This window comes from Plantactinospora sp. WMMB334 (genome assembly GCF_049179095.1).
GTDB lineage: Bacteria > Actinomycetota > Actinomycetes > Mycobacteriales > Micromonosporaceae > Plantactinospora.
The window spans coordinates 260,723-283,931 of record NZ_JBMHME010000002.1 but is presented as its reverse complement, the minus strand read 5'-3'; the positions used below and the strand labels follow the sequence as shown (position 1 = coordinate 283,931).

The 23,209-nt window shown below is 69.6% G+C and carries 19 protein-coding genes; 6 read left to right on the top strand and 13 right to left on the bottom strand.

Going from position 1 to position 23,209, the window contains the following annotated elements; translation table 11 throughout:
* Positions 1-49 precede the first annotated feature (49 nt).
* From ACN27G_RS01310 to ACN27G_RS01290, 5 genes are all read right to left on the bottom strand, one after another.
* Positions 50-613, bottom strand: a complete 564-nt coding sequence (locus tag ACN27G_RS01310; RefSeq protein WP_421490935.1) for a sigma-70 family RNA polymerase sigma factor — start codon at positions 611-613, stop codon at positions 50-52.
* 32 nt (positions 614-645) lie between these two features.
* Entirely contained in the window at positions 646-3,258 is a 2,613-nt protein-coding gene (locus tag ACN27G_RS01305) for a right-handed parallel beta-helix repeat-containing protein (RefSeq protein ID WP_421490934.1), read from the bottom strand.
* A 34-nt stretch (positions 3,259-3,292) separates the two neighbouring features.
* Positions 3,293-4,903: a S8 family serine peptidase gene (locus ACN27G_RS01300; RefSeq protein ID WP_421490933.1), complete on the bottom strand. Its 1,611-nt coding sequence runs from the start codon at positions 4,901-4,903 to the stop codon at positions 3,293-3,295.
* Positions 4,900-6,648 carry an RICIN domain-containing protein gene (locus ACN27G_RS01295; protein ID WP_421490932.1) on the bottom strand — a complete coding sequence of 583 codons (1,749 nt, stop codon included), beginning with the start codon at positions 6,646-6,648 and terminating at the stop codon, positions 4,900-4,902. Before ACN27G_RS01295 ends, ACN27G_RS01300 begins: the two co-directional genes overlap by 4 nt.
* A gap of 330 nt (positions 6,649-6,978) precedes the next feature.
* On the bottom strand, positions 6,979-7,998 hold the full coding sequence (locus tag ACN27G_RS01290; protein ID WP_421490931.1) for a LacI family DNA-binding transcriptional regulator: 1,020 nt from the start codon (positions 7,996-7,998) through the stop codon (positions 6,979-6,981).
* Positions 7,999-8,360: 362 nt separating this feature from the next.
* On the opposite strand from ACN27G_RS01290, the gene ACN27G_RS01285 reads away from it, so the two are divergent.
* Positions 8,361-10,049, top strand: coding sequence for a hypothetical protein (locus ACN27G_RS01285; RefSeq protein ID WP_421490930.1), 1,689 nt, complete (start codon positions 8,361-8,363; stop codon positions 10,047-10,049).
* Between the two features lie 830 nt (positions 10,050-10,879).
* On the opposite strand, the gene ACN27G_RS01280 is transcribed toward ACN27G_RS01285, so the two are convergent.
* The 6 genes from ACN27G_RS01280 to ACN27G_RS01255 all read right to left on the bottom strand — a co-directional run bounded on the left by ACN27G_RS01280 (position 10,880) and on the right by ACN27G_RS01255 (position 18,216).
* The gene (locus ACN27G_RS01280; protein WP_421497197.1) at positions 10,880-11,539 is read right to left on the bottom strand and encodes a response regulator; all 660 of its coding nucleotides are present in this window, start codon (positions 11,537-11,539) and stop codon (positions 10,880-10,882) included.
* Positions 11,540-11,577: 38 nt separating this feature from the next.
* On the bottom strand, positions 11,578-12,705 hold the full coding sequence (locus ACN27G_RS01275) for a sensor histidine kinase (RefSeq protein ID WP_421490929.1): 1,128 nt from the start codon (positions 12,703-12,705) through the stop codon (positions 11,578-11,580).
* 98 nt (positions 12,706-12,803) lie between these two features.
* Complete coding sequence (locus ACN27G_RS01270; RefSeq protein ID WP_421497196.1) at positions 12,804-15,329, bottom strand: FtsX-like permease family protein; 2,526 nt, start codon at positions 15,327-15,329, stop codon at positions 12,804-12,806.
* Positions 15,330-15,334: 5 nt separating this feature from the next.
* Positions 15,335-16,045 (bottom strand): ABC transporter ATP-binding protein, encoded by a 711-nt coding sequence (locus ACN27G_RS01265; protein WP_421490928.1) that lies wholly within the window; start codon positions 16,043-16,045, stop codon positions 15,335-15,337.
* A 509-nt stretch (positions 16,046-16,554) separates the two neighbouring features.
* A complete protein-coding gene (locus ACN27G_RS01260) occupies positions 16,555-17,718 on the bottom strand; it encodes an amidohydrolase family protein (protein WP_421490927.1) in 1,164 nt (387 codons plus the stop codon).
* A 351-nt stretch (positions 17,719-18,069) separates the two neighbouring features.
* Positions 18,070-18,216: a hypothetical protein gene (locus ACN27G_RS01255; RefSeq protein WP_421497616.1), complete on the bottom strand. Its 147-nt coding sequence runs from the start codon at positions 18,214-18,216 to the stop codon at positions 18,070-18,072.
* Positions 18,217-18,413: 197 nt separating this feature from the next.
* Between ACN27G_RS01255 and ACN27G_RS01250 the strand changes: the two genes are divergently transcribed.
* The 3 genes from ACN27G_RS01250 (at position 18,414) to ACN27G_RS01240 (ending at position 19,424) form a co-directional block, all read left to right on the top strand.
* Complete coding sequence (locus tag ACN27G_RS01250) at positions 18,414-18,611, top strand: hypothetical protein (protein ID WP_421490926.1); 198 nt, start codon at positions 18,414-18,416, stop codon at positions 18,609-18,611.
* Positions 18,612-18,647: 36 nt separating this feature from the next.
* Entirely contained in the window at positions 18,648-19,124 is a 477-nt protein-coding gene (locus ACN27G_RS01245) for a hypothetical protein (protein WP_421490925.1), read from the top strand.
* Positions 19,125-19,277: 153 nt separating this feature from the next.
* Entirely contained in the window at positions 19,278-19,424 is a 147-nt protein-coding gene (locus tag ACN27G_RS01240) for a hypothetical protein (RefSeq protein WP_421490924.1), read from the top strand.
* Positions 19,425-19,529: 105 nt separating this feature from the next.
* On the opposite strand, the gene ACN27G_RS01235 is transcribed toward ACN27G_RS01240, so the two are convergent.
* A complete protein-coding gene (locus tag ACN27G_RS01235) occupies positions 19,530-19,766 on the bottom strand; it encodes a hypothetical protein (protein WP_421490923.1) in 237 nt (78 codons plus the stop codon).
* Between the two features lie 810 nt (positions 19,767-20,576).
* On the opposite strand from ACN27G_RS01235, the gene ACN27G_RS01230 reads away from it, so the two are divergent.
* Positions 20,577-20,705, top strand: coding sequence for a hypothetical protein (locus ACN27G_RS01230; protein ID WP_421490922.1), 129 nt, complete (start codon positions 20,577-20,579; stop codon positions 20,703-20,705).
* A gap of 982 nt (positions 20,706-21,687) precedes the next feature.
* Positions 21,688-21,828 (top strand): hypothetical protein, encoded by a 141-nt coding sequence (locus ACN27G_RS01225; protein WP_421490921.1) that lies wholly within the window; start codon positions 21,688-21,690, stop codon positions 21,826-21,828.
* A 123-nt stretch (positions 21,829-21,951) separates the two neighbouring features.
* Here ACN27G_RS01225 and ACN27G_RS01220 read toward each other — a convergent pair whose 3' ends face one another.
* Positions 21,952-23,184, bottom strand: a complete 1,233-nt coding sequence (locus tag ACN27G_RS01220) for a DNA sulfur modification protein DndB (RefSeq protein ID WP_421490920.1) — start codon at positions 23,182-23,184, stop codon at positions 21,952-21,954.
* Positions 23,185-23,209: the final 25 nt, after the last annotated feature.

Sequence of the window (23,209 nt, the reverse complement as noted above, 5' to 3'; positions counted from 1 at the left end):
GGGTCACCGGCCACACCGGACGGACCCGGCCCTGCCACACCGGGCGGGATCAGTTCGGGGCGCTGCCGGTCACGCCGCGCCGGTGCAACGCCCGTTGCAGCTCGCGGGTGGCGTTGTGGGTGCGCGACTTCATCGTGCCCGGGGGCACGCCGAGCACCCCGGCCACCTCGCGGTGCGTACGGTCCTGGTAGTAGACGAGGAGCAGGGCCTCGCGGTGCACCGCCGAGAGGCTACGCAGCGCCGGCTCCAGCTCGGCCCGGTCCAGGGCGGCGTCGTACAGGCTCTCCGCCGGCTCCCAGACCCTGGCGGTGAGGTCCTCGGCGACGACCTCGGCGGGGCGGGCCGCCACCCGCCGGGCCTGGTCGATGCAGAGATTGTGCGCGACCCGGGAGAGCCAGGCCTGCGGCGACCGGGCGCTGGCCACCGAGTCCAGGTTCCGCCAGGCCCGCAGGAGCGTCTCCTGGACCAGATCCTCGGCGCGGTGCGGGTCGCCGGGCACCAGACGCAGGGCGTAGCGGTGCAGCGCGGGGCGGCTCTGCGGCACCAACACCCGCTCGTACCAGGTGGTCAGGTCGGTCTGGATCGGCTGAGGAGCGCAGTCGAGGGACGTCATCGGATACCTCATCTCTGGCCGTACGGACCGCCTCAGGCAACCGAGCCGGCGGCGGGCACGTCGGACGCGGTCAGCCGCAGCAGGTCGTCCGTCGACGGGTCGACGAGGTCCGCCACCCGCTGCGCCTGGTGTTCGGTCATCCGCTGGAAGACCTGCCGTGCGGCGCGCCCGTTGCCGAAGCCGTGGCCGTGGGCCATCCCGGCGAAGAGGGCGTGTACGGCACCGCGCGCGTCGTCGGCGAGCTGGTACTCGTGCCGCCGGCACTGGGCCTCGACGATGTCGGTCAACTCGGTGGGCCCGTAGTCCTCGAAGGTCAACGTCCGGGAGAACCGCGAGGCGAGGCCGGGGTTCGAGGCGACGAAGCGGCTCATCTCAAGCGGGTATCCGGCCACGATCACCACCACGTCGTCGCGGTGGTCCTCCATCAGCTTGACCAGGGTCGCGATGGCCTCCTGCCCGAAGTCGTTGGTGTGCCCGGGCGGAACCAGCGAGTACGCCTCGTCGATGAAGAGCACCCCGCCGAGCGCCCGCCGGAAGACGGCCTGGGTACGGGGTCCGGTGTGCCCGACGTACTCGCCGACCATGGTGGTCCGGTCGGCCTCGACGAGGTGGCCGCGTTCCAGCATGCCCAGGGCGGCGAGCAGCCGGCCGTAGAGGCGGGCGACGGTGGTCTTGCCGGTGCCGGGGTTGCCGGCGAAGACCAGGTGCCGGCTCAGCGGCGGCGACGCCAGCCCGGCCTCCTGCCGGCGGCGTACCGTCTGCATGAGTTTGATCTGGGCCTGCACGTCCTGCTTGACCCGGTCCAGGCCGACCAGCGAGTCCAGCTCGGCCAGCAGTTCCGGCAGGTCGGCCTCGGTGGGCACGGCCGCCTCGGTGCCCACGGTGCTCCCGGTCGACGGGTCGGCGGCCACCGCGGGCCCGCCGGCCGCCGCCAGGTGGCCGGGTTGACCGGCGGCGGCGAGCGCGGTCGGCGGCAACAGCGACCTGGTCACCTCGGTCAGCCGGATCTCCTCGAAGACCGGCTTGGCCTGCGGATCCACGTCGACGTCGAGTTCGGTGTCCCGGATCCGGGCGCGGACGACGGCCGGCGTCGCGCCGGCACCGATGTGGATCGCCGGGTACGCGCTGGCCGTGAAGACGCAGTCGACGAACCGGCCGCCGCCGCCCTCGGCCACGAAGAGCGCGTTCTTCGCCCCGGTCGTGCACGAGGTGGCCGTCACCTGCGGTTTCGCCCCGGTCCACACCACGATGCCGGAGCCCTCGGCGTCGTGCACCGCACACCGGTCGACGGTGCCCCCGCTCTCCTGCTCGAAGACGATCCCGGCGGTGCCGGCGCGGTCGATCCGGCACTCGGTCAGCTCCACCGTGGCACCGACGCCGACCTGCACCCCGGCCCGGCCGCTGGCGTCGACCACGCAGCCGGTCAGCCGGACCGGCCGGTCCGCGCCCACGACCACCCCGTTGCGGTTCGCCGCCAGTACGGTGCCGGTGGCCGTCACCTCGGCACCGTCGGCGGTGCTCACCCCGGCCAGCCCGCAGCCGTGCACCCGGCCCCCGGTCAGCTCGGCCCGGCCCGCCCCGATGGCGTGCAGCCCGTGCTCCGCCGAGGGCCCCACCCAGGCGCCGGTGGCGGTCAGCCGGCCGGCGCCGCCGACGTGCAGCACACTGTAGGTCGAGTCGCCGAGCACGGTGTCGGTGAGCGTCACGACGCCCCGGTCGGTGACGAGGAGCCCGTTTCCGGCGCAGCCGCGCACCGACCCGGCGACGACGCCGACCTCGGCCTCGTCCCGGCACACCACGCCGGTCGCACCCGCCCGGTCCACGTCGCAGCGGGTCAGCGCCAGCTGCGACCGGTCGGCGGCGACGACGCCCGCGCCGGCCGGGTCGGTCAGCCGGCACCCGGTCAGCTCCACCCTCGTGGTGCCGGAGGCGAAGACCGAGTCGCCGCCGCTGCGGGACACCGCGACGTCCCGCCCGGTGACCGAGGCCGCCTCCTCGGCGAGGATCCCGTTGCGGCCGGCCGCGACGACCGTGCCACCGGCGAGGTCGAGTCGGGCGGTGCCGCGCGCCCGCACGCCGGAGCCGGTGACCGGGCCGATCCAGGTGTCGCGGAGCGTGGCCTGCGCCGACTCGCCGGCCACCACCCCGATACCGTCGACGTCGGTGACGACGCAGCGCTCGAGCAGCACCACGGTGCCGCCGGTGGCGTACAGGCCGGCCAGCCGGGCGCCGGTCAACCGGCAGTCGCGCAGCACCGGGCGGGACTCCCCGGTGGTCTCGATCCGGCCGCCGTGCAGGACGCAGCCGACGAGTTCGGCGCCACCGTCCTCGATCCGCAGCAGCGGCTCGGCAGGGTCGGTGCCGGCCAGCGTCAGGTCGGTCAGGGTCGCCCCGGCGGTGATCCGCAGCGGGGTGCGCGGCACCAGCGACACGCTGCCCGGCCCCCGCTCGGCCCGTAGCCGCACCGCGCCGTCGACGAGCAGTTCCTCGTGGTAGAGACCGGGTGCGACCAGCACGGTCTGCCCCTCCGAGGCCGCCCGCAGGCCGGCCGCGATGCTCTGCGCGGCACCCCGTTCGCCGGGTGACACCCGGACGACGTCCGAGCCGGCGCCGACCCGGCGGCCCCGGAGTACGCCCCGTACCATCACTCACCCCCACCGGACCCGTTGGTTCCGGTGCTCACGGCTTCCCGCTGCGCACCAGCTGGTCCGCGCCTCCGGCGCGGCTGCCGAACGGGTCGTCGGCCTGTTCCACGGCCAGCCGACGCCTGGTGCGTGCCGCCCGGTAGCGACGCCAGAGCCGCCCGGCCGCGAGCAGTGTCCCGATCGCGGCGAGCACCGCCAGCACCACCGGCCAGGAGACCGGCCGGCTCCGCCCGCTCCGCTCGGCGACCGTGGCGGCCCGCCCGCCGTCGACCAGCGGGCCGGTGACCGCGGCGTACGGGTCGAGCCGCCCGACGCCCTCCGCGCCGGCACCGGGCCCCCGGTCGGCGGTGCTGACGAGTTGCCGGCCGACCTGTCCCGCGGAGAGCCCGGGGTGGGCGGAGCGCACCAGGGCCGCCGCGCCCGCGACGAAGGCTGCGGCGTACTGCGTACCGGTGCCGACGTAGGACCCGGTGCCGGCCGCGCCGATGCTGCGGATCCGGGTCGCCGGTGCGAGCAGGTCCACCGAGCCGGCCGGATAGTCGCTGGACGGCCGCTGGTCGGGACGGAGGCCGCCGACGCGGAGCAGGCCCTCCGCCGGGGCCACCGTGGAGTCTCCGGCGGGGGCCGGCGCCACCACGAGCACGTTCCGGCCGATCGCCTCGTCGACCGCCGACCGTACCGTGCGGTCGGTGACGTCGACGGAGGCGCCGAGCAGGATCACCTTCGCTCCGGTGGCCACCGCGACCTGGATCGCGGTCACGGTCGCCGGTGGGCTCGCCGCGACGCCCCGGTCCACGAGCCGGACCGGAATGATCACGGCCCCCGGCGCCATCCCGACCCGTTCGCCGTCGGCACCGTCGTCGGCGGCGACGATGCCCGCCAGCGCGGTACCCGAGCCGACGCAGTCGGTGTCGCCCAGCCCGTTGCCGGAGACGATGTCGGCGCCTCGACCGAGCCGGTCGCCGAGTCCGGGCCGCCCCGCCGCCACGCCCGAGTCGATGACCGCCACCCGGACGCCGGCACCGGTGGTGCTCCGCCACACCCGCTCCGGAGCCATCAGGCGCTGCCCCCAGGTCGAGGTGGCCGGTGGGGCGGCGACAACGGTCGGCCGGCAACCGGAGCGGTTGGAGCCCGGGGATCCGGAACCCGCGGGCCGGCCGGCTCCGGGCAGCGGACCGGTGGGAGCCGCGGGCGCCTCGCCCCGCGCTGGTGCGCTGCCCGGGCCGGCGGTCGGGTCGGCCGAGGTGGCCTGGCGGGGTGCGGCGACCGTCGTACCGGGCAGCACGCCGTGCCGCACGCCGGTGCCGATCGCGTCCCAGGGCAGCACGAGGTGCCAGCCCTTGTGCAGCCGCCCGGGATCGGTCAGCCGGCCGCCGTCCGGCTGTCGCCGCCCCGTGTTGAGCTCCAGGATCTCGCCGGCCCGCTCGGCATCGCCGAGGAACCGGTCGGCGATCGACCAGAGGGTCTCCGGCCTGCCCTGAAACGACGCCAGCACGGTGTAGTAGAGGACATAGGGCTCGACCTCCGGGCCGGCCGGCGCGGCCCGGGCGGCGCGGGACTCGGTCACGGCCACCGTGCTGGTGGCCGCCGTCAGCGCCGTGAGCATCGCCAGCCCGGTCAGGGCCGCCCGGGCCAACGGGGTCACCAGTTGGCCCTTCGGATCAGTGCCCAGTCGTGGTCGTCGCCGGAACGGCAGCCGAACACCCCGAGGCGGGCATCCAGCCCGCCGTCCGCGGTGCCGGGAACGTCCAGGCAGAGGTTCGAGGCGGTGTTGACGATCCGGTAGTACTGGACCTTGCCGGACTTCACTGTGGGCTGCAGCCGCCAGTACTGGTTCTCGTCGTCGAAGCAGCCCGTCTCGTTCAGCGGCGTCGCCGGGGCAACCGAGCCCAGGCCCGGCAGGTCCAGGCAGTACTGGGAGGTGACGCTGCGGATCCAGTACAGCTGGTTGCCGGAGCCGTCGACCCGGCGCGGGACGAAGGCGTACTCCTGGTTGTCCGGGGTGTGCGGATAGCAGAGGTTCTGGTTGACGGGCCCGTCGCGCGGACCGGGCCCGGTGCCCGGGATGTCGAGGCACATGTTGGTGCCGAGGTTGTGGATGAAGTACGGCCCGTACGAACGGTTGTCCGCGGCGGCGTCCCTGGCCTTGACCGGTGGCTGGTCGGAGCTGACCGACTTCGCCGGGGTGCTTGGCTTCGTCGCCTTCGCCGCGGGTGGCCTGGCCGGTGCGGTCGTCGCGCCGGGTGTCCGTCCGGGCGCGGCGGGCGGGCTCTTCGACGGGGCGGCGGCGGGCGGGGTCAGCCGGGTGTCCCTGGCGTACCCGGTCTCGAAGCGGCCCACCTGTTCCGTCAGGGCGACGATCCGTTCGCCGCCCGGCACGTCGGCCAGTGAGCGGACCGCCGGATCGCCGCGCAGGAACGCCGCCAGTGCGAGCGGGTAGTCGTCGGCGCCGGTGCCGGGTACGGCCTCCAGCAGCGCGCACATCGTCTCGCCGAGCGCCGGTATCGCCGAGGTGGGCGTCCACGGCGAGGCCGTCGCCGACGGCCGTACGTAGGCGACCCAGACCTGGGGCAGGAACTGCGCGATGCCCTGCTCGCCGGTCGGGCCGAGCCGCTGGGGGTCGAACGCGGAGGTGGCCATGAGCTGCGCGGCGACCCGGGCCGGCGGCAGTTGTTGCGGGCAGACGGCCCCGGCGGCCAGGATCGGTTCGAGGTACTCGTCCGGCACCGGCAACGGCGCCGCCTCGGTCACCCGCTCCGCGACCATCGGCGGCGTGGTCTCGGGTGCCGGGTCACCGCTGCCGCCGAAGGCCGGCTGCATCGCGTACCAGATGGCGTACCGCTCCACGGTGTCGACGTACTCGACCGCACCGGCCGGCACGTCGCCGGCCTCGACGACCGGCCCGACACCGACCCGATGGGCCGCCAGCGCCAGTTGCCATCGGTCGCCGTCGAGCCTGAGCACCCGGATCTGGCCGACCAGTTGGCACATGTGGTGGGCGAGTGCGGTGACGCTGGCCTCCCGGTCACCCGGTCGCGCCCCGTCCCACGGCGCCCACTTCTGCCAGACGGTCGGCACCAGCCCGGCGGTGCCCTGCGCGCCGACGGCCTGCACCGCCTCGACCGGGGTCGCGGAGAACCGGGAGGCGGCCATCACCTGGCCGGCCAGCCGCGCCGGGGTCAGGGTGGGGCACGCCCCGGCGGCCTCGGTCAGCAGCCGGACATCCGCGTCGGAGACCTCTGTGCCGGCCAGCGGCTGCACGGCATCGGCCGGGCGGGGAGCCATGGACGCGGTCAGGGTGAACGTCGCGGCCAGCCCCAGGGCCAACCCCACGAACAGCCGGTGAACGGTCCTTCTTGACATGCTCGTCCGGGTCGTCCTGCTCGGCACCGGCCCCCACACCTTCCCCAGAATTGTCCGCAATGGACGCACTGCAAGGTAGATGTCGGCAGTGTGGAGCGCAGGCACCCAAAGGGACGCCACCGTGAACATTGGATGAATCGAAGGAATGGCAAGCGCCTGGGCTCGCCGACGAGGGCCGGGCTGCCGGGGCCCGCGGGCACGCTCAGTCCCCGTGGCCCTCGGCAGGTGAGACCCCGCCACCAGATCGCGCCGCGCCGTCCCGGTCCGGGATGTCAGGCGAACCGGTTCAACGAATGGTGCGTGACGACGACGCCGGACGCCCGGCCGCGTCGAGACCCGCACGTACGCGAAGCAGGGTCAGCTGCCGACCGGTGCGGACGATGCGCGTACCACCAGTCGGCACGGCACGACGTGCGGACCGGGCTCGGCCCCGCCGCGCTGGATCGCCTCCAGCAGCAGGGTGCCGGCGGTCCGGCCAACCTGTTGCAGGTTGAGGTCGACGCTGGTCAGCGGTGGCTGGCAGCCTTCGGCGGTGGGTTGCCAGTTGTCGACGCCGACCAGTGCGACGTCGTCGGGCACGCGTCGACCGCATGCGCGCAGGCCGTCGGCGACGCCGCGTCCGATCGCGTCACTGCCGCAGAAGATGGCGTCGACCTCGGGGTGTGTCCGGATGAGTGCGGCGGCGGCGAAGCGACCCCAGACCTCGCTCCAGCCGCCGTACCAGGGCTCGCCGAGCAGGTCCAGCCCGGCGGCGTGCAGGGCACGCACCGTACCGTCGACCCTGGCCTGCACGGAGGCGTGTCCGTGCGGGCCGGTGACGTGCGCGATGGCTCGGCGGCCGGTGCGCACCAGATGCTCCACGGCCAGGACGGCGCCGGCCCCCTCGTCGACCACCACGCTGCAGTCGGCCGGGTCCGCCGAGCGGGCGAAGGCGTAGACGACCGGCACCGGCAGCACACCGGCCAGCGGCGGCCTGGGCTCCGTGCGGCGACCGGCCACGATGATGCCGTCGACCCGACGCCGCACCAGGCTGCGCACGTAGTGCTGCTCACGGATCGGGTCGTCCCGGGTGTCACAGACGAAGGCGAGCGTCTCGTCCCAGCCCAGGGCGTCCTCGGCACCGTGCAGCATCGGCAGGCTGAACCGGCCGTGATGGTCCGTCATGATCAGACCCACGGTGTACGTCCGGCCGGTCAACAGACTCGCCGCGACCGCGCTGGGAATGAAACCCAGCTCGTAGGCCGCGGCCCGCACCCGGGCCCTCGTCTCGTCCCGGAGCTGTCCCCGGCCATTGAGCGCCTTCGACACCGTGCCGACCGACACCCCGGCCCGCCGCGCCACGTCGACGATGCCCACCCGCGCCCGCCTGTCTGCCACATGACGACCCTAGCGACGGAAAACCTTTGCCTCAATCCGCCGCACAACTGACCGTTGACGGACCGTCCCGTCAATACGTAGCCTACGCAAAACCACCTGTTACAAGGGCGCGGCGGCTGACACCGAGCACCGAAAACATTTTCCGTACTGTGCCCGAACCACCACCTGCGACTCCGCGTTAGCGCTCACATGGGCGCGGAAACCGTGGAGATCGTCGGGACGGTCGTTTCCGGTGTCCGCCTGCGTCGCCACTACGCCCGTGATCGACAGCTCAAGACCGGCTCCTGCTCGGCGCACGAACCCCGACCCCGACCGCGCCGAGCCCGTCCCAGGGAGGCAACCTCGTGCGATCATCCACCCGCGTGTCCGCCGCGACACTGGCCTCGGCCATCACGGCCGCAGCCTGCGTCGCCCTCACCGGCGGTACGGCCAGCGCCGCCAACTCCACTCTCACCGTCAACGTGGCCAGCCCGTTCCGCCCGGTCAGCCATGTCGCGGCCGGTGGCCTCTACGCCCTGGCCGAGAACAACCGCCCCGCCGACAACATGCTGCTGCCGCTCAAGCTCAACACGCTCACCCAGCCCGCACCCCGGGTCGGCCAGCGCCCCAACGGCCAGCCACCCGGCGGGGACGCCCTGCTCGTCGCGCCCCAGGCCACCCGGGTCGGCGCCGCCGAATACATCCGCATGCCCGACATCTACCCCAACTTCCCGTACCGTTGGGTGAGCTGGAACGACTGGCTGGCCAAGGTGGACACCCAGGTCAACGATCGGCTCGCCGCCACCGGCACCAGCAACATCACCGGCTGGGAGCTGTGGAACGAGCCCGACTACACCTGGGACACCGCCGCCGCCGGCGACTTCAACGCCGCATGGGTCCGCACCTACCAACGGGTCCGGGCGCGCGACACGCTCACCCCGATCGTCGGGCCCAGCACGGCCACGTACAACGAGTCGTGGATGCGATCGTTCCTCACGCACGCCCGCAACACCAACACGCTGCCGGACATCATCTGCTGGCACGAGCTGCAGACCTCCGCCAACGTCGCCGCGCACATCGCCAACTACCGGGCGCTGGAGCGGTCGCTGGGCATCAGCGCCCGGCGGATCTCCATCAACGAGTACGCCACCCCGACGGAGATCGACCAGCCCGGCCCGGTAGCCAGCTACATCGCCAAGTTCGAGCGCGGCGGCGTCGACAACGCCGAACGCGCCTTCTGGTACGAGTACGGCACCGTCAACGGGCTGACCACCAACAACCAGCCGACCGGAAGCTGGTGGCTCTACAAGTGGTACGGCGACATGGCCGGCAACATGGTCACCACCACACCCCGGGCCCAGACCGGCCTGGACGGCTTCGCCGCACACGACTCCACCCGCCGCATCGTGCACGCCGTCTTCGGCGGCGAGTCCGGCACCAACCACGTCCGCTTCACCGGACTGTCATCTCTCGGCAGCCAGCTGCGGGTGACGGTCGAGTCGACGCCGGCGTCCGGACGGCACACCCAGGTCTCCGCGCCCACCACGATCAGCAACACCACCGCGAACGTGACCAACGGCGAGCTGACCGTGACCGTGCCCAACATGAGCGCGACCAGTGGCTACCACATCGTCGTCCAGCCGACCAGCGGCGTACCCGGCTACCAGCAGCGGTACGAAGCCGAAAACGCCTCCATCTTCCGCGCCAACCGGTTCGGCAGCTCCAGCGCCTCCGCCGGCGCGTACGTCGGCCAGATCGACAACACCGGCGACCCCCGCACTGCCAGCTACGTCGACTTCATCGTCAATGTGCCCAGCGCCCGTGCGTACACCATGCGGATCGGTTACGCCAACGCCACCGGCGCCACGGCGACCCACGGTCTCGCCTACAACGGCGGGTCCTGGTCCACGGTGAGCTACCCACCCACCAGCGCGTGGGGCCAGTTCGGCGCCACGGTCAGCACCACGGTGAGCCTGCGCGCCGGATACAACGTCATCCGGCTCGCCAAGGGCGCACCATACTTCGGTGGCGGCACCGGCTACGCCGAGCTCGACTACATCGAGCTGACCTGACAGTTACGAACTGTCGCCAGGGCCACCGCGATCCGCGGCGGCCCTGGCGAGGGTGGCGAGCAGCCGCAACCGCTCCTCGTTGCCGGGCTGGGCCGTGAAGACGACCATCGTCGTGCCGGGCGCGGCGGGGAGCGGGTAGGCGTCCCATTACGGCCTGGCGTTGCGGGCGGCTTAGCACAGGGCGGAGACCAGTACGAGTGCGCCACCGAGGAGGGCGAGTCGGCCGCCTCGTAGATCGACCCCGAAGAGCAGGGTGAGTCCGACGAACCCGATGGCGATGCCAGCGGCACCCCTTCCAGCCCTGGGGGCGCTCGTCGGGGGCGTACCGGTAGGCGAGCAGCGCGACGAACAGCGGTTGCGCTCCGACAGCCGCACCGAGGTCGGCCACGGACGCATCACCCGACGCACCATCCAGGTGCTGCCCGCACCGCCCAACCTGCCGTTCCCGCACGTCGACCAGGTCTGGCTGATCGAACGCTACGTCACCGACACCACCGGCGCGCACCTGTCCGCAGCCGTCCGACTCGGCGTCGCCAGCCACGGCCCCGAGCAGGCAACTCCCACGACCGCGCTCAAGGGGTCGGGGACCCCAGCGGGCCGTCGTGGAATCCTTCCACGCTGTCAAGGAACCATCCGGTACCGTCGTCCTGGCCGTGCACGTCCGGAATCAGATGCCACCTGCTGCGCAGCCACGGGCGGGTTGGGTGGCCGGCGGCTCGGGTGCTGGAGTCTGCGTCAAGAGTGGTGCTTATGCCCGTCCCACTCAGACCTGCCAGCGCGACCGTTCACAGCCCGTCGCGGATCCACGGCTGCTCGGCAGCCCGCGATACTCATTCGCCGGGGCGGACGAGCCCGGTCTCGTATCCGATGACCACGAGCTGAGCACGGTCGCGCGCGTCCAGTTTGCCGAGGATGCGACTCACGTGCGTCTTCGCCGTGAGGGGCGACATGTAGAGCGACTCACCGATCTCGGAGTTGGTCTTGCCCCGTGCCACTTCGGCGAGCACTTCCCGCTCACGCTCGCTCAGGACATCGAGGGGACCCGAGTCCCCCGGACGGATGCCGGGTCGGCGCACGAGATCGGCGACCAACCGCCTGGTCATCGCTGGTGAGATGAGGACGTCACCGTCGGCGGCCGCGGCGATCGCCTCGATCAGGAGCCGCGGCGGGGTGTCCTTGAGCAAGAACCCGGAGGCACCGACCCGGAGCGCCTCGTAGACGTACTCATCGAGCGCGAAGGTGGTGAGCATGAGCACCTTAGTGGCATTGAGCCGTTCGTCGCCGCAGATCGCTCTTGTCGCATCGAGCCCGTCCATGTGAGGCATGCGGATGTCCATCAGCACAACGTCGGGGCGTGTCTGCCAGGTCTCGGTGACCGCCTGCGCGCCGTCACCGGCCTCGCCGACGACCTCGATACCAGGTTCGCTGGCGAGCAGTGCGACGAACCCGCGGCGCACCAGCTCTTGGTCGTCGACGATCAGCACTCGGATGTCGCGCCTCGCTGTGGTTGGTGCGTCGTGCTGGCCGGTCACGCATTTCGCCCGGGCAGTTGATAGGGCACGAACGCTCGCACCGTGAACCCGCCGTCGCAGGTGGTTTCCGCGTGCAGGGTTCCGCCGAGGAGTTCGGCTCGCTCGCGGATCGCCGCCAGACCTAAGCCGGTTCCACGCGCCGCGACGTGGGCGGTGGCCGGGGCGTCGTTCGACACGGTGAGGTGCACCCCGCTGTCTGCGTGCCGGAGCCGGACGATCGTGTGAACGTCGCCGGCGTGGCGGGCCACGTTGACCAAGCACTCGTGCACGATGCGATGCACCGTCACCACGGTGCTCTCCGCCGCGTCCGCAGGGTAGTGACCATCTTCCACGATATTAGTCCTCTTCGAGTGTCCAGCGGCAGCGACAACGTCGCTCAGAGTAGTCGTGGCTGCGGGCGCGGGGCGACGCGGGACCAACTCCTCGGACCGGAGCAGCCCCAGGAAGGATCTCAGTTCGTCGAGCGATCGTCTCCCTACCTGGTTGATTTCGACGAGCGCAGAGTAAGCGGCGGCAGGGTCGCGCTCGAACACGTGGACCGCGATACCGGACTGGACGGTGATGGCCGACAGCGAATGGGAAACGATGTCGTGCAGGTCGTACGAGATGAGAAGGCGTTCTGCTTGAAGCCGCTCGGCGACCTGCCGTTCCACTGCGTCGGATCGACGCCGCTGGTTGGAGCGAAGGGCCTCGGCGACGGCGATTGGGAGGAGGAGAACCGCTGCGTCGGTGGCCCATTCGAACCAGAACTGCTCATCGCCGAGCTGTGCCCCGAAGCCGGTGACGGCGATCGCGACGAACGATCCGAACCAGATCGCAGAGCGATCGTCGCTCCGGCGCACAAGGCGGAACAGCGCGACGGCGAGCAGCGGATGCAGCGCGACCGGGCTTGAGGTCCAGGCCAGGGTGACCACGTTGAGGACACCGATTGCCGCGACGGTGGCCAGTCCGAACCGACCGGCGACGACGAACAGAACTGCCGCGATGGCCGCAAGCGCGATGCCTGGGCCCTGTCGTCCCGCCACGACGTCCGGATCGGTGACCAGCGCGCCGACGGAGACCGCCAGCGCGGCGATGATCGCGGCGAGATCGGCGCGGGATATGCGGGGATCGGTGTGCGTCACGTGACCATCATCGTCGCAACCGATGGGCCGCGTGCTCCGACGGTCTCTGCACCGGGACCGGTCGTGAGCCACCCTGCCCCGGTGCAGAGACCCTTGCATCAGCGGTCCCGGCCCACCAGCTCGAGCACGGGTACCCGGGAGACCCGGAACGCGGGCCACGCTGCGGCGACGACGCCGGCTGCGACCGCAACGGCGAGCGTCGCTGCGAGGCGGGACCACGGTACGACGACGGATGGGATCTCCGCGCCACCGGCGACGTCGATCAGCGCCCAGCCGAAGCCGGCTGCGACGGCGATGCCGATCGATGCTGCCACGAACGACAGGAGTGCTACCTCGAGCCGCACGATCCGCCGCAGCTCTCGGCGAGTCGCGCCGACGGCTCGCAGCAGCCCGATCTCTCCAGAGCGTTCGTTGATCGCGAGCGCCGTGGTGTTGGCGACTCCGAGGAGCGCGACCAAACTCGCCAGGATGAGCATCCCGTCGATGAAGTTCCCGAGCGCGGCGATCTCGCTCCCGCTGTTGGCCACGTGTTCTGCCCGGGTCTCGAAGAACGACCCGGGCGTGGCTCGGACCAGCGCCCGCACGTCTTCCCCGGCGTCCGCGGCCGCTCCGTCGGCGAGGTCGACGAACACCCGTGCATCGAGCTGACGACCGACCGAGGCGTCGAGTGTCGCCCGGTCGACGAAGTACAAGGGGGCTTCGAAACCGCCGGTGCTCCTCGCGACCACGGCGACGATCGGCGCCTCGAGTGTCGAGCGTTCGAACTTGATCGCGACGGTGCCGCCGAGCAGCGTCGGATCGTCGCCGACCACGGCCACGCCCCCCTCGCTCAGGTCGGCGAGGTCGCCGGCGATCGGGTCGAGGTCGAACATCGTGGGCAGGGCCGTCGGGCCGATGCCGCCGATCGCCTCGGCTCTTCCCGCCACGATCCCTTCGGCGATCGACAGCGCAGCCACTGCGTCGACGTCGGGCAGCGCTGCGACCCGGTCGGCCAGGGTGGGGTCGATCGTCGGGAAGTCGGGGGTCGCCGACGTGACCACCAGGTCCGCTTGCAGTCCCTCACGGACATCCTTGCCGATTCCGCTCGTCAGCGAGCTCGCGAAGATGGCGAACATCGTCACCATCGCGGTGCCGAGCATGAGCGCGAGCGCCGTCGATGCCGATCGACGTGGGCTCGCAGCCAGGTTGCCCGCTGCGATCGAGCCGCCAACACCGGCGGCGCGGCGCGCCACCGGAGCGCCGCCACGCGCTGCGGCGGTCACGATCGCCGGGCCGCACAGCACGAGTGCCGGGACGATGGCGGCAGCGAGCATGAGCCACACTGGGTTCGAGCCCACCACAGCCACCGCTCCTCCAGCGATCGCCGCCGCGGCGAGCACGAGTCCGCTTGCAGTCCGCGCTCGGCTCACGACCCGGGGTTCCGCCGCGCTCTCGCGCAGCGCCTCGATCGGCGGTGTCGCCGCCGCCCGGCGAGCCGGGATCCATGCCGAGAGGATCGTTGCGCCGATACCGACGGTCGCGGCGACCGCGATCGACGTCGGGCTCACGATCGACGGCCCGGTGAGCAGGCTGACGCCGGTGAGTCCGACGACCCAGCGCAGCGCGCCCACTCCCGCGACCCCGAATACGAGGTTGGCGAGCGTGGCGATCGTTCCGACGAACGCCGCCTCGATCACCACTCCGCCGAGCACCTGGCGTCGTTCCGCACCGATCGCACGCAGCAGCGCCGACTCCCGCCGGCGGCGGGCGACGGTGAGCGTGAACGTGTTGAAGATGATCGTCACGCCGATCAACACCGCGACCACGGCGAAGGCCACGAGGAACACGGTCAGGAACTGCAGCGGTGACGTCGCGGCGTCCTGCATCGTCCGGATGTGGTCGGGCCCGTCGACGACCTCGGCATCGGACAGCGCCGACAGTCGGCCGAGCACCTCGGCACGGTCGGCACCCTCCGCGATGTCGACGAGCACCTCCGTCGGTGCCGCAGTGTCGAGCCAGGCGGACACCGCTCCGTCGGGCAACAGAACCGTTCGCTGCAACGGTGCCGCGTCCGCCGACGCGAACGTCGCGATACCGGTGACGGTCGCGTCGTGCATCCCCGTCGCGGTCAGGACCTGTACGACGTCACCCGGAGTCACGCCTGCGTCGTCGGCGAGCGATCGGTCGATCACGATCTCTCCGACCTCGATCGGTGGTCGCCCGCTCGCGAGCCGGAACGGATTGAGCTCCGGATCTGCGACCCAGTTGCGACCGACGTCGCTCGCCGTGCCGGTTCCGACCGACGATCCGTCGACGACCAGCTTCGCGAAGCCGACCCATTGCGAGGCGGCCTTGTCGACGCCATCGACCGCAGCCACGCGCTCGGTGATGTCGGGATCCAGTGATTGCTGAACCGACCTGGCCGGATCTCCGGGTCCTCCGCCGGGCTCGCCGAGGGCGACGCCCTGCACCACGGCGTCCGTGCCGGTCAACGCTTCGGCGATATCGCTGGCCGCTCGGCCGCGCATCGAGTCGGACAGCACCAGCGTCGCGACGAGGAACGCCACCGACAGTGTGATCGCCGCGCCCGTGAGCAGGAACCGATCCCGGCTACCGAACACGCTCCGGGCCGCGCTCCGCACCATCTGGCTCAACGCCCCAGGCCCTTCAGCACGTCGACCACCGAATCGGCCGATGGACGGTCCATAACGTCGTGCACTCGGCCGTCGACGACGAACACGACGTTGTCCGCCCAGGCAGCGGCGTTGGGATCGTGCGTGACCATCACGATCGACTGATCATGCAGATCGACCGCCGATCGCAGGTATCCGAGGATTTCCTCTCCGGACCGGGTGTCGAGGTTGCCGGTGGGCTCGTCGGCGAACACCACCTGCGGCTGGGCGACCAGCGCCCGGGCGACGGCGACTCGCTGTTGCTGGCCACCCGAGAGCTCCGCCGGCCGATGACGCATGCGGTCACCGAGGTGCAGCAGCGACACCACCTGATCGAGCACTGCAGCACTCGGCCGGCGGCCCGACAACGTCAACGGCAGGCAGATGTTCTCCTCGGCCGTGAGCGTCGCCACGAGATTGAACGACTGGAACACGAACCCGATCCGTTCTCGGCGCAGCAAGGTCAACTCTCGGTCGTCGAGGGCCGATAGATCGGTGTTGCCGACGAATGCGCGGCCCGACGTCAGTTGATCCAGCCCGGCGGCGCAATGCAGCATCGTCGACTTCCCCGAACCCGATGGGCCCATCACAGCCGTGAACCTCCCCGCCGGGAACGCGATCGTGACGTCGTCGAGTGCGACGACGGCCGACTCGCCGGAGCCGTACCGCTTGACGGCACCGACGAGCATGGCCGCAGCGTCATCACCGTCGGCTGACCACGCGCTCCCGGACTGCCGCTCGGCGACCGTGGATGCTGAAAGTTGGGACACGAGACCTCCGATAAGTAGCTGGACTCCACCACCATGAAGTAAGTCATGGCAGCCCGCGTCCGCCCACAGGAGGCGACACGTACTCCCACGGGCGCAATTGAGCGACCGCGCTAGGGGTCCGCCAACTCGTCCGAGCATGACGGTGGTTACGCGCGGCCGGCTCAAGGTAGCAACAAGCGACATGGCCGCTTCGATCTCTACCGCACCTCGACACTGACGAGTTGCCGAGTCGAACTAGCCCTCGTAGGCACATTCCTCGGGCACGGTGCGGCGGAGGTGTCAAGAACCGCGCGGACTGAACCCGTCGGCGATGTCAGCGACGACCCGCACCCTCAACCGGGAAGAGCCGGCGAACCCGGAGCGGTTCAGAATCAACACGTTCCCAACTGATATACCGCCTCGAACTTGTCGACGGCACCCCCGATGCGTCAGACCTTGATGCCGAACAGCTTCTCGGCATTGCGGAATGCGATCTTTTCCTTGTCCTCACGCGGAAGATTGACTGCCCGGAACCAGTCGGTCCCTTCTTTGATGCCTGCGAAGGGATAGTCGGTTGCGAACATCACTCGATCCACGCTGATGTATTTCAGCAGGAGATGGAGCAGGTTATCTTGGAAGAACGCGCTGGTTGTGACCCAGAAGTTGTCCTGGAAGTATTGCCCGAAGGGCTTCTTGAGCGAGTCTTCGGTCGGCTCGCCCATGTCTCCGACGATCCGCTCGTAGTAGAAGGGAAGACCTTCGCCCATGTGGCCGATGATGATTTTCAGTTTGGGGAATCTGTCGAAAACCCCGTACGCGATCATCCGAATGCATTGGGTCAGCACCTCCTGGTGCCAGCCATATCCAGACCCACTGAAAATGTAGTCTTGGTACTCTTCCGTGTATTTGGACCGTGTGGTGCTGTAGTAGATCTGGAAGATCTCGTCAGCTGGATAGCCGGGATGCAGGTAGATCGGGACATCGAGAGCTTCGGCACGTGCCAGCACAGGCTCGAAATCGGGATGATCGAGATACTTCTTCGCGATGTGTCCGTTGGTCAGTGCGCCCAAGAAGCCGTCTTGCCGAACCGAGCGTTCCAGTTCGTCCGCCGCCGCCTCCGGGCTCTGCAAGGGCAAGGTGGCGAAAGCCTTGAAGCGGCCCGGATAACTGGCGATTGGCCCTTCTACAAGTTGCCGGTTGAGACGATAGGCAAGGTCGATGCCCCTTTGCCCGGGGACATTTTGTACGGACGGTGTATGAGCAGAGAGGATTTGAACGTTGAGTCCCCCCTTGTCCATATCGCCGATGCGGCGTTCACCTAGATCCGTAAGACCGATTTCCTCAAGGAACGCTATGTGATCCTCATTGATGGAGTTCACCTTCAACAACGCGGGAGTCGAAAAGGTCTCCTCCGTGCCGATGAACTTCAGATCTTGATCACGAAGCGAGATGTCTTTCTCACTGAGCGAGGTTTTCGAATCCTCCTCGTCGTCGGTGCATGCCGCGAGTGCCGTCGCGGACAATCCAACGCCAGCGCCGATTGCAGCCGCGCGAGTGATAAAGCTGCGGCGCCCAATCAACGGTTTCACTGTGCCTTCTCCGATCGATCTCATGCCACGTGCTCCTCTTGTTGTCTTGTGTAGTGCGGGTCGGTGAGTTCGTGGAACAGGCCGAGGAGCTCGTCCTCAAGGGTCATGACAACTCCGTGCGGAGTTTGACGGTGCGCGGGCGTGGCGCGACATGGCCGGCCCGTTGCTGGCCAGAGGTCGAGTGGTGGCGGGTGCTTTCAGGACATGTCCCTTCAGTTGGGGGATGCCCTTTCACTGTGAACGAGAACGCACGGGTCGCCATCCGCCGACGGGAGGCATTCGGTACTCCTCCGGGAGTATCTGGGCCGGGCCGAACCTGATCATGTTGTGCCTCGGGCGCTCCTCAGAGGACGTCTTCTCAACGTAGTTTGTGTGTTACGTGGTTTCGGTCGTATCGCCAGGTTGGGAGGTGGTTTCGCCGGTGAGACGCCGGGTGAGGTTGTCGATCATGGCAAGGGTGATCATGCTGGCGGAGTTGCCGGGCCGAGTCTCGTAGTCGCGGGCCAGTCGGCGGTGGTGCATGAGCCAGCCGATGGTGTTGGGTCGGGCCCGGGGCGCGGTGTCGGGGTTGCTCCAGGCCCGTTTCCCGGACCCGCCCGCCGAGTGAAGTGGGCCGCCGGCGAGGTGCCCAGAGCCAAAGCAACGTCGTTCGGTTATCGGATAGCTGCGTTGAGTAGCGTCGGGATGAGCATCTTGTTGGCGTGGTGCCGTTCCGTTACATGAGTTGTTTGATCAGTGGCCGGTTCACCAGCCCAGAGCCGCTGCCGGCCGCGATGAGCACTCCGTTCACCCAGACCTACCACTACGGCTACAACCGGCCGACCGTTCTCACCGACCCCACGCGGCTGTGCCCGATCGTCTGCACCGCCATCATCGGCGGCGTCGCTGGTGGAGCCGTCGGCGGCATCGACTGCTGACTCAGCGGCGACGACCGCAACACCTGCATCAAGAAGGTGGCCGTCGGAGCAGCGGCGGGTGCGCTCACCGGCGCCACCATGGGCGCGGCGGGCAGCGTCGGTACGGGAGCCTACGCCGGCATCACCGGAGCCGGGGCCGGAGCCACCCAGCTCGCCGGTACGGTCATCGTCGGCGGCGCCGGCAGCGCTCTCTACGGATCCGGGGTCGCCGCCGCCACCGGCCAGGACCACACCTGGGGCGACGCCGCCAACGACTTCGCCTGGGGATGCGCCATCGCAGGTGGTGGCGGGCTGGCCGGTACCCTGGCACAGCGTGCCGCCGCCCGGGGCGCCGGGATCGTCTGCCCCTCGCCAGTAGGAGGTCTGCTCTGGACGAGTTGGAACAACTACCCGAAGGTCGTTGTCAACGGCCAGACGTACGCGAGGATCGGCAACCGGCTCTACAGGCGGCATGTCGTCGACCGGATGCAGCCGAGCGGGCTCCGCTACTCGCCGAGGCCCGGCTTCAGGTAATCGTGAGCCGGGAGGGCCGGGTCGTGACGGTGATAACCCATTGAGCGGCGAGCAGGCGCAGCACGGCTGACGGAGCTGCGCGAGGCGCTCAGGCGGGGTGACATCGACCTCGACGAGTTCAGCATCTCCTTCGAGAGCACGCTGTACGAGGTCTTGCCGTACGAGGACAGGGAGCCGCCGCGGCGGTTCACCGACCTGGTCAACCGGCTGGAACTCATCCGCTTCACCAAGCGACCGGAGAACCAGCGCGGAGATGCCGCGCGGCTGGTGGACGAGGCGATCCGCCTGCTCGAAACGTGAGTGCGGGATCGCTTCGGGATGGATCGTGACGGGTGCCGTCGGCAGCTTCGAGGTGAGCGTACCTGCTCCTGCTGCGGCGGCGGCCTGAGACATCGGTAAAGATGGTCACCGGCATGACGTGACCGGGGCGCGCTCGTCGTGTTTGCGTCCCCGCACATTTTGGGGACCGCTGAGGATCAGGCCACTGATCGTCGCGCTACTGCTCACCGCAGCCGGAGGTCTGGTCGGTACGCCGACCGCGACCGCGGCGCCACCGGCCGTCCCGCAGCCGTCCGCCGTGCTACGGGCACGCTCGACCTGGTTGCCGAACAGTTCAACATGGCCGCCGATCATCCGCAGCACGGCGTCAAGGGCGAATCTACAACGAGGGCGTCCTGCCCGACCCGCAGCTGCGGCGCATGACCTACACGCGCAGGAGGGCGCTGAGAAGCGCGAGATGCTGTACCTGTGGGGCGCCCGGTGACCAAAGTTGTGACCACAAGATCACAAAAAATCGGCACCAGTCGATGACTGATGCCGATTGACCTGCACAAACACAAGGTGAGCCGAGGGGACTCGAACCCCTGACCCCCACACTGCCAGTGAACTAGACGGCCTGTTGAGGCCTGTCGGGCGGTGCCGAACTGTGCCGGGCGCGCAGGTCAGCGGCAAGGCCAGAGTCCGGATCGCGCCGGCCTGCACTGGGGCTTGCCAGACCGTCCGTGAGACGGTTGTGAGATATCACGGCCATCCGAACCGGGAGGGGCGCTGGAGATCAACAACCAGCACCCCTCCCCTCTCGTGATCCAGATCACAGCGCTGGTGCCCGCGGTACCCGAGCACGACATGGGCCCAGGAGTCTCCATCCAGCCAGACCTTGGATCTATACCGGCTTCCCCTCGCTCGCCGAGAAGCTCGGCAGTCGTGTGCTGTACCTCAAGCCCTTCGGCCGGAACACGACAACGCACCGAGAACCCGCGCCGGAGCATCTACTCAAGCACCGCGGCACCGTCGGCCGTGTCTCCGCCGCGTTCGCGGCGAGCGGCCTTATTCACTTCTGGGAACAGGAAGCGCCCTGGTATCACGAGCGGCAGGACAGAGAGAACAGCGAATACTCGCGGTCCCGGGGCCTCACACGGCAACCTCGACGACTGCCCGGAGCGACTCAGCGCCGTGGAACGGGCACGGCTTCGCGACGAGCTGGCGAACAGGCCGCTGACCATGCCGGAGTTCCGGGCCGCCAAGAAGAGTGACCGGCAGCGGGTAGCCGGGGTCGCGGTGCCGCCCGATACCCACGACTGAGTCCGCTGGGACGCAATTCGCGAGCTTGCGACCGGGCTGAGGTCCTGACTCAGGCGCAGCCCGCTCCGATCATCGATCGCCACCGACCTGCCGACCACTCCCCCGCGCGTATCAAAACCCGACTTGGGTCACGTTAGTGGTCATCTTCCGATCTCAGCGCTGTGACCTGCTTCTTTGCTTGCGACCGGGCCGGCATCTGCGCACTAATCGACACCAGGGCTTCGTCGAAACGTCCTTATTCGATGACTTTCCCACGCCTTCGGAGAGCGACGACACCGTGCAATGTGGATGATCAATTGAACCTAAGGGCCGAGATTCCCTTCCCGCGAGTCCCGCACCCGCGTCCACACGCCCAGATGCCGAACGTCCGTCAAGCCGACGCGCCGCCATCAAGCGCAAAGTTGTCCCTTCGGTCAAGGCCGCTCGACGGGGCTCAACGGGTGTCACCGCGACCACCAGCGGAAACACGGCGCCAGCTCACCTGCGGCGGCGGAGCAGTTCCTCATCTCGCAGGCGGACGGGTTCAGCCCGCCGGCACACCGCCGAGACGAGCTGTACGCGCGATCGCAGCACCTCCTCAGGACAGCCAAACACCCCCCGCCCTGCCGTACCAGCTGGTCGCACCGTTCCATCACGCTGCACGGTCAGGGGTTTCCAGGCGTTACCGGCCGTTACCGCGACCGACGTACCCTGGCTGAAGCTGGACCAAAGCGCCTTTCGCCCGCACCACCTCCCTGCGTCGAGGAACATCAATGTGGGCGTACCGAGGGCCGAGAGTCGTTGCCTCGATGCCGGTAACAGCGGAGCCGAGGAGCAAGTTCGTTGACCTGTTGACGTCGGCCCTACGGAACACGGAACAGCTCTGCGGCGCCCGAACCCACAGCCCGAGAGAACAGCCGAGCACCGACGAACAGGCCCGAGAAGGACGTAGCCCTAGCGCCAATCTCCGTTCCGCTCTTCCTCGACCCCCACCTACAGAGGCGTGAACGACCTCGACAACGACGTGGCAATCAACCGCCGGAGAACCGTCGGCACTCACCCGGACGAGCTGGGCTGGCTGCGCGAGGCCCTGCACCCCCGCGCCGAGACCGAGGACCCTGACGACGAACTGGAACCGCTGTAGCCAGTGCTGGGCCTGTACTCCTTCTCGGGTGTGGGCCGGGGCTCACGGTTCGGCCTTCACGCACGTCGAGAGCCCTCGCCGGTACACGCGGCGAGGGCCCTTTCTGGGTGATCCGTGCGGGTGTCAGCTGGTCAGCCAGACGGGCTTGTCGAGGGCCCACTTGACCATCGTGTCGCGGAGGGTCTTGAGGTCCTGGCGGCGGCTGCGGGGCGAGAGGGACCCAACGGTGAAGACGTTGTCGGGGACGTGCTCGACCCAGATGCTGGCGGCGGTGAGCGGGCCAGCCATCGACGGGGCGAGCTGCGCGAAGAACTCGGTGACATCCTCGTCATCGAAGGCCTGGCGGTCGGTGAGTTCGGCGTAGACCCCGGCGAGCATCCGCAGCATGACGGTGGAGCCGAGCAGGTTGCTCGTGCGCAGATCCTGCGGGAGAACGGTGCCGTCGGCGACGGCCTCCAGCGCGGGGAAGGCGGCGAGCAGGACGTCGAGGAAGTTGTTGGTCTTCTCCACCAGTTCGCCCTCGTCGAGCTCGTCCTCAAGGCGGCGGCCGACGCGGCCGTCGATGCCGACGGCGATGGTGCGGATGATCTCGGCGATCTGCTTGGCGCCGACGATGTTGGGGTTGCCGCCGCCCATGCGGTCCTGTTCGAGGTCGACGCGGTCCTTGAACAGCGCGTGCTTCATGACCCCGTCCAGGGCGCGGTTGACGACCTTGCGGCTGTCGAAGCGGGCCTTGACCGAGGACGTGATGCCCAGGGCGTTCTCGGCGATGTCGAAGAACATCTGCTTGTAGGCGGTCTGGTCGTCCTCAATGAAGATCTGCAGCGAGGTGCGGTCCCGAGACAGCCGGGCGCGCTGGTCGGTGAGCTTGTCGATCTTGGCCTGGAAGTTGTCGAGGACGGCCTGGACCTCGCCGTTCTTTTTGGCTGTGGCGAGCATGCTGCGGGACTTCTCCAGGTCGGCGGCGATGCCGCGGATCGCGAGGTGGATGCCGAGGGTTCGGTGCTGCCCGTCGAGGATCCGCAGGTCGGTTCGGGCGTCGGTCGGGAAGGAGATGATCCCGAACTGGGTGCCGGCAACCTCCTCCTTCACCTCAAACTCGAAGATGTCGGGCGCGCGCAGCACGAGCGCCGGCGCCACCCAGTCGGGGGTCGCCCGGATGTAGTCGCCGAAGTCGCGGGCGTGGGTTTCCTTCACCTTGCGGTTGCCCTCGGTCGGGTTGTTCGGGTCCGGCGCCGGCAGCAGGTCGGCGATCTGGGTCAGGGACAGATCGAGGGAGAAGACGGTGCGCCCACCCTGCTGGTAGCGGGTGGCGTAGAAGCGGATGTTCGGGTCGTAGCCGGTGGGAACGGACACGTGGGGCTCCTTAGCGGTTTAACTG

What these genes read in the sequence shown, in the direction of transcription:
- ACN27G_RS01310 (WP_421490935.1), bottom strand. Translation starts at nt 613, where the DNA reads ATGACGTCCCTCGACTGCGCTCCTCAGCCGATCCAGACCGACCTGACC.
- ACN27G_RS01305 (WP_421490934.1), bottom strand. Translation starts at nt 3,258, where the DNA reads ATGGTACGGGGCGTACTCCGGGGCCGCCGGGTCGGCGCCGGCTCGGAC.
- ACN27G_RS01270 (WP_421497196.1), bottom strand. Translation starts at nt 15,329, where the DNA reads ATGGTGCGGAGCGCGGCCCGGAGCGTGTTCGGTAGCCGGGATCGGTTC.
- ACN27G_RS01265 (WP_421490928.1), bottom strand. Translation starts at nt 16,045, where the DNA reads ATGCTCGTCGGTGCCGTCAAGCGGTACGGCTCCGGCGAGTCGGCCGTC.
- ACN27G_RS01260 (WP_421490927.1), bottom strand. Translation starts at nt 17,718, where the DNA reads ATGAGATCGATCGGAGAAGGCACAGTGAAACCGTTGATTGGGCGCCGC.
- ACN27G_RS01255 (WP_421497616.1), bottom strand. Translation starts at nt 18,216, where the DNA reads ATGCACCACCGCCGACTGGCCCGCGACTACGAGACTCGGCCCGGCAAC.
- ACN27G_RS01250 (WP_421490926.1), top strand. Translation starts at nt 18,414, where the DNA reads ATGAGTTGTTTGATCAGTGGCCGGTTCACCAGCCCAGAGCCGCTGCCG.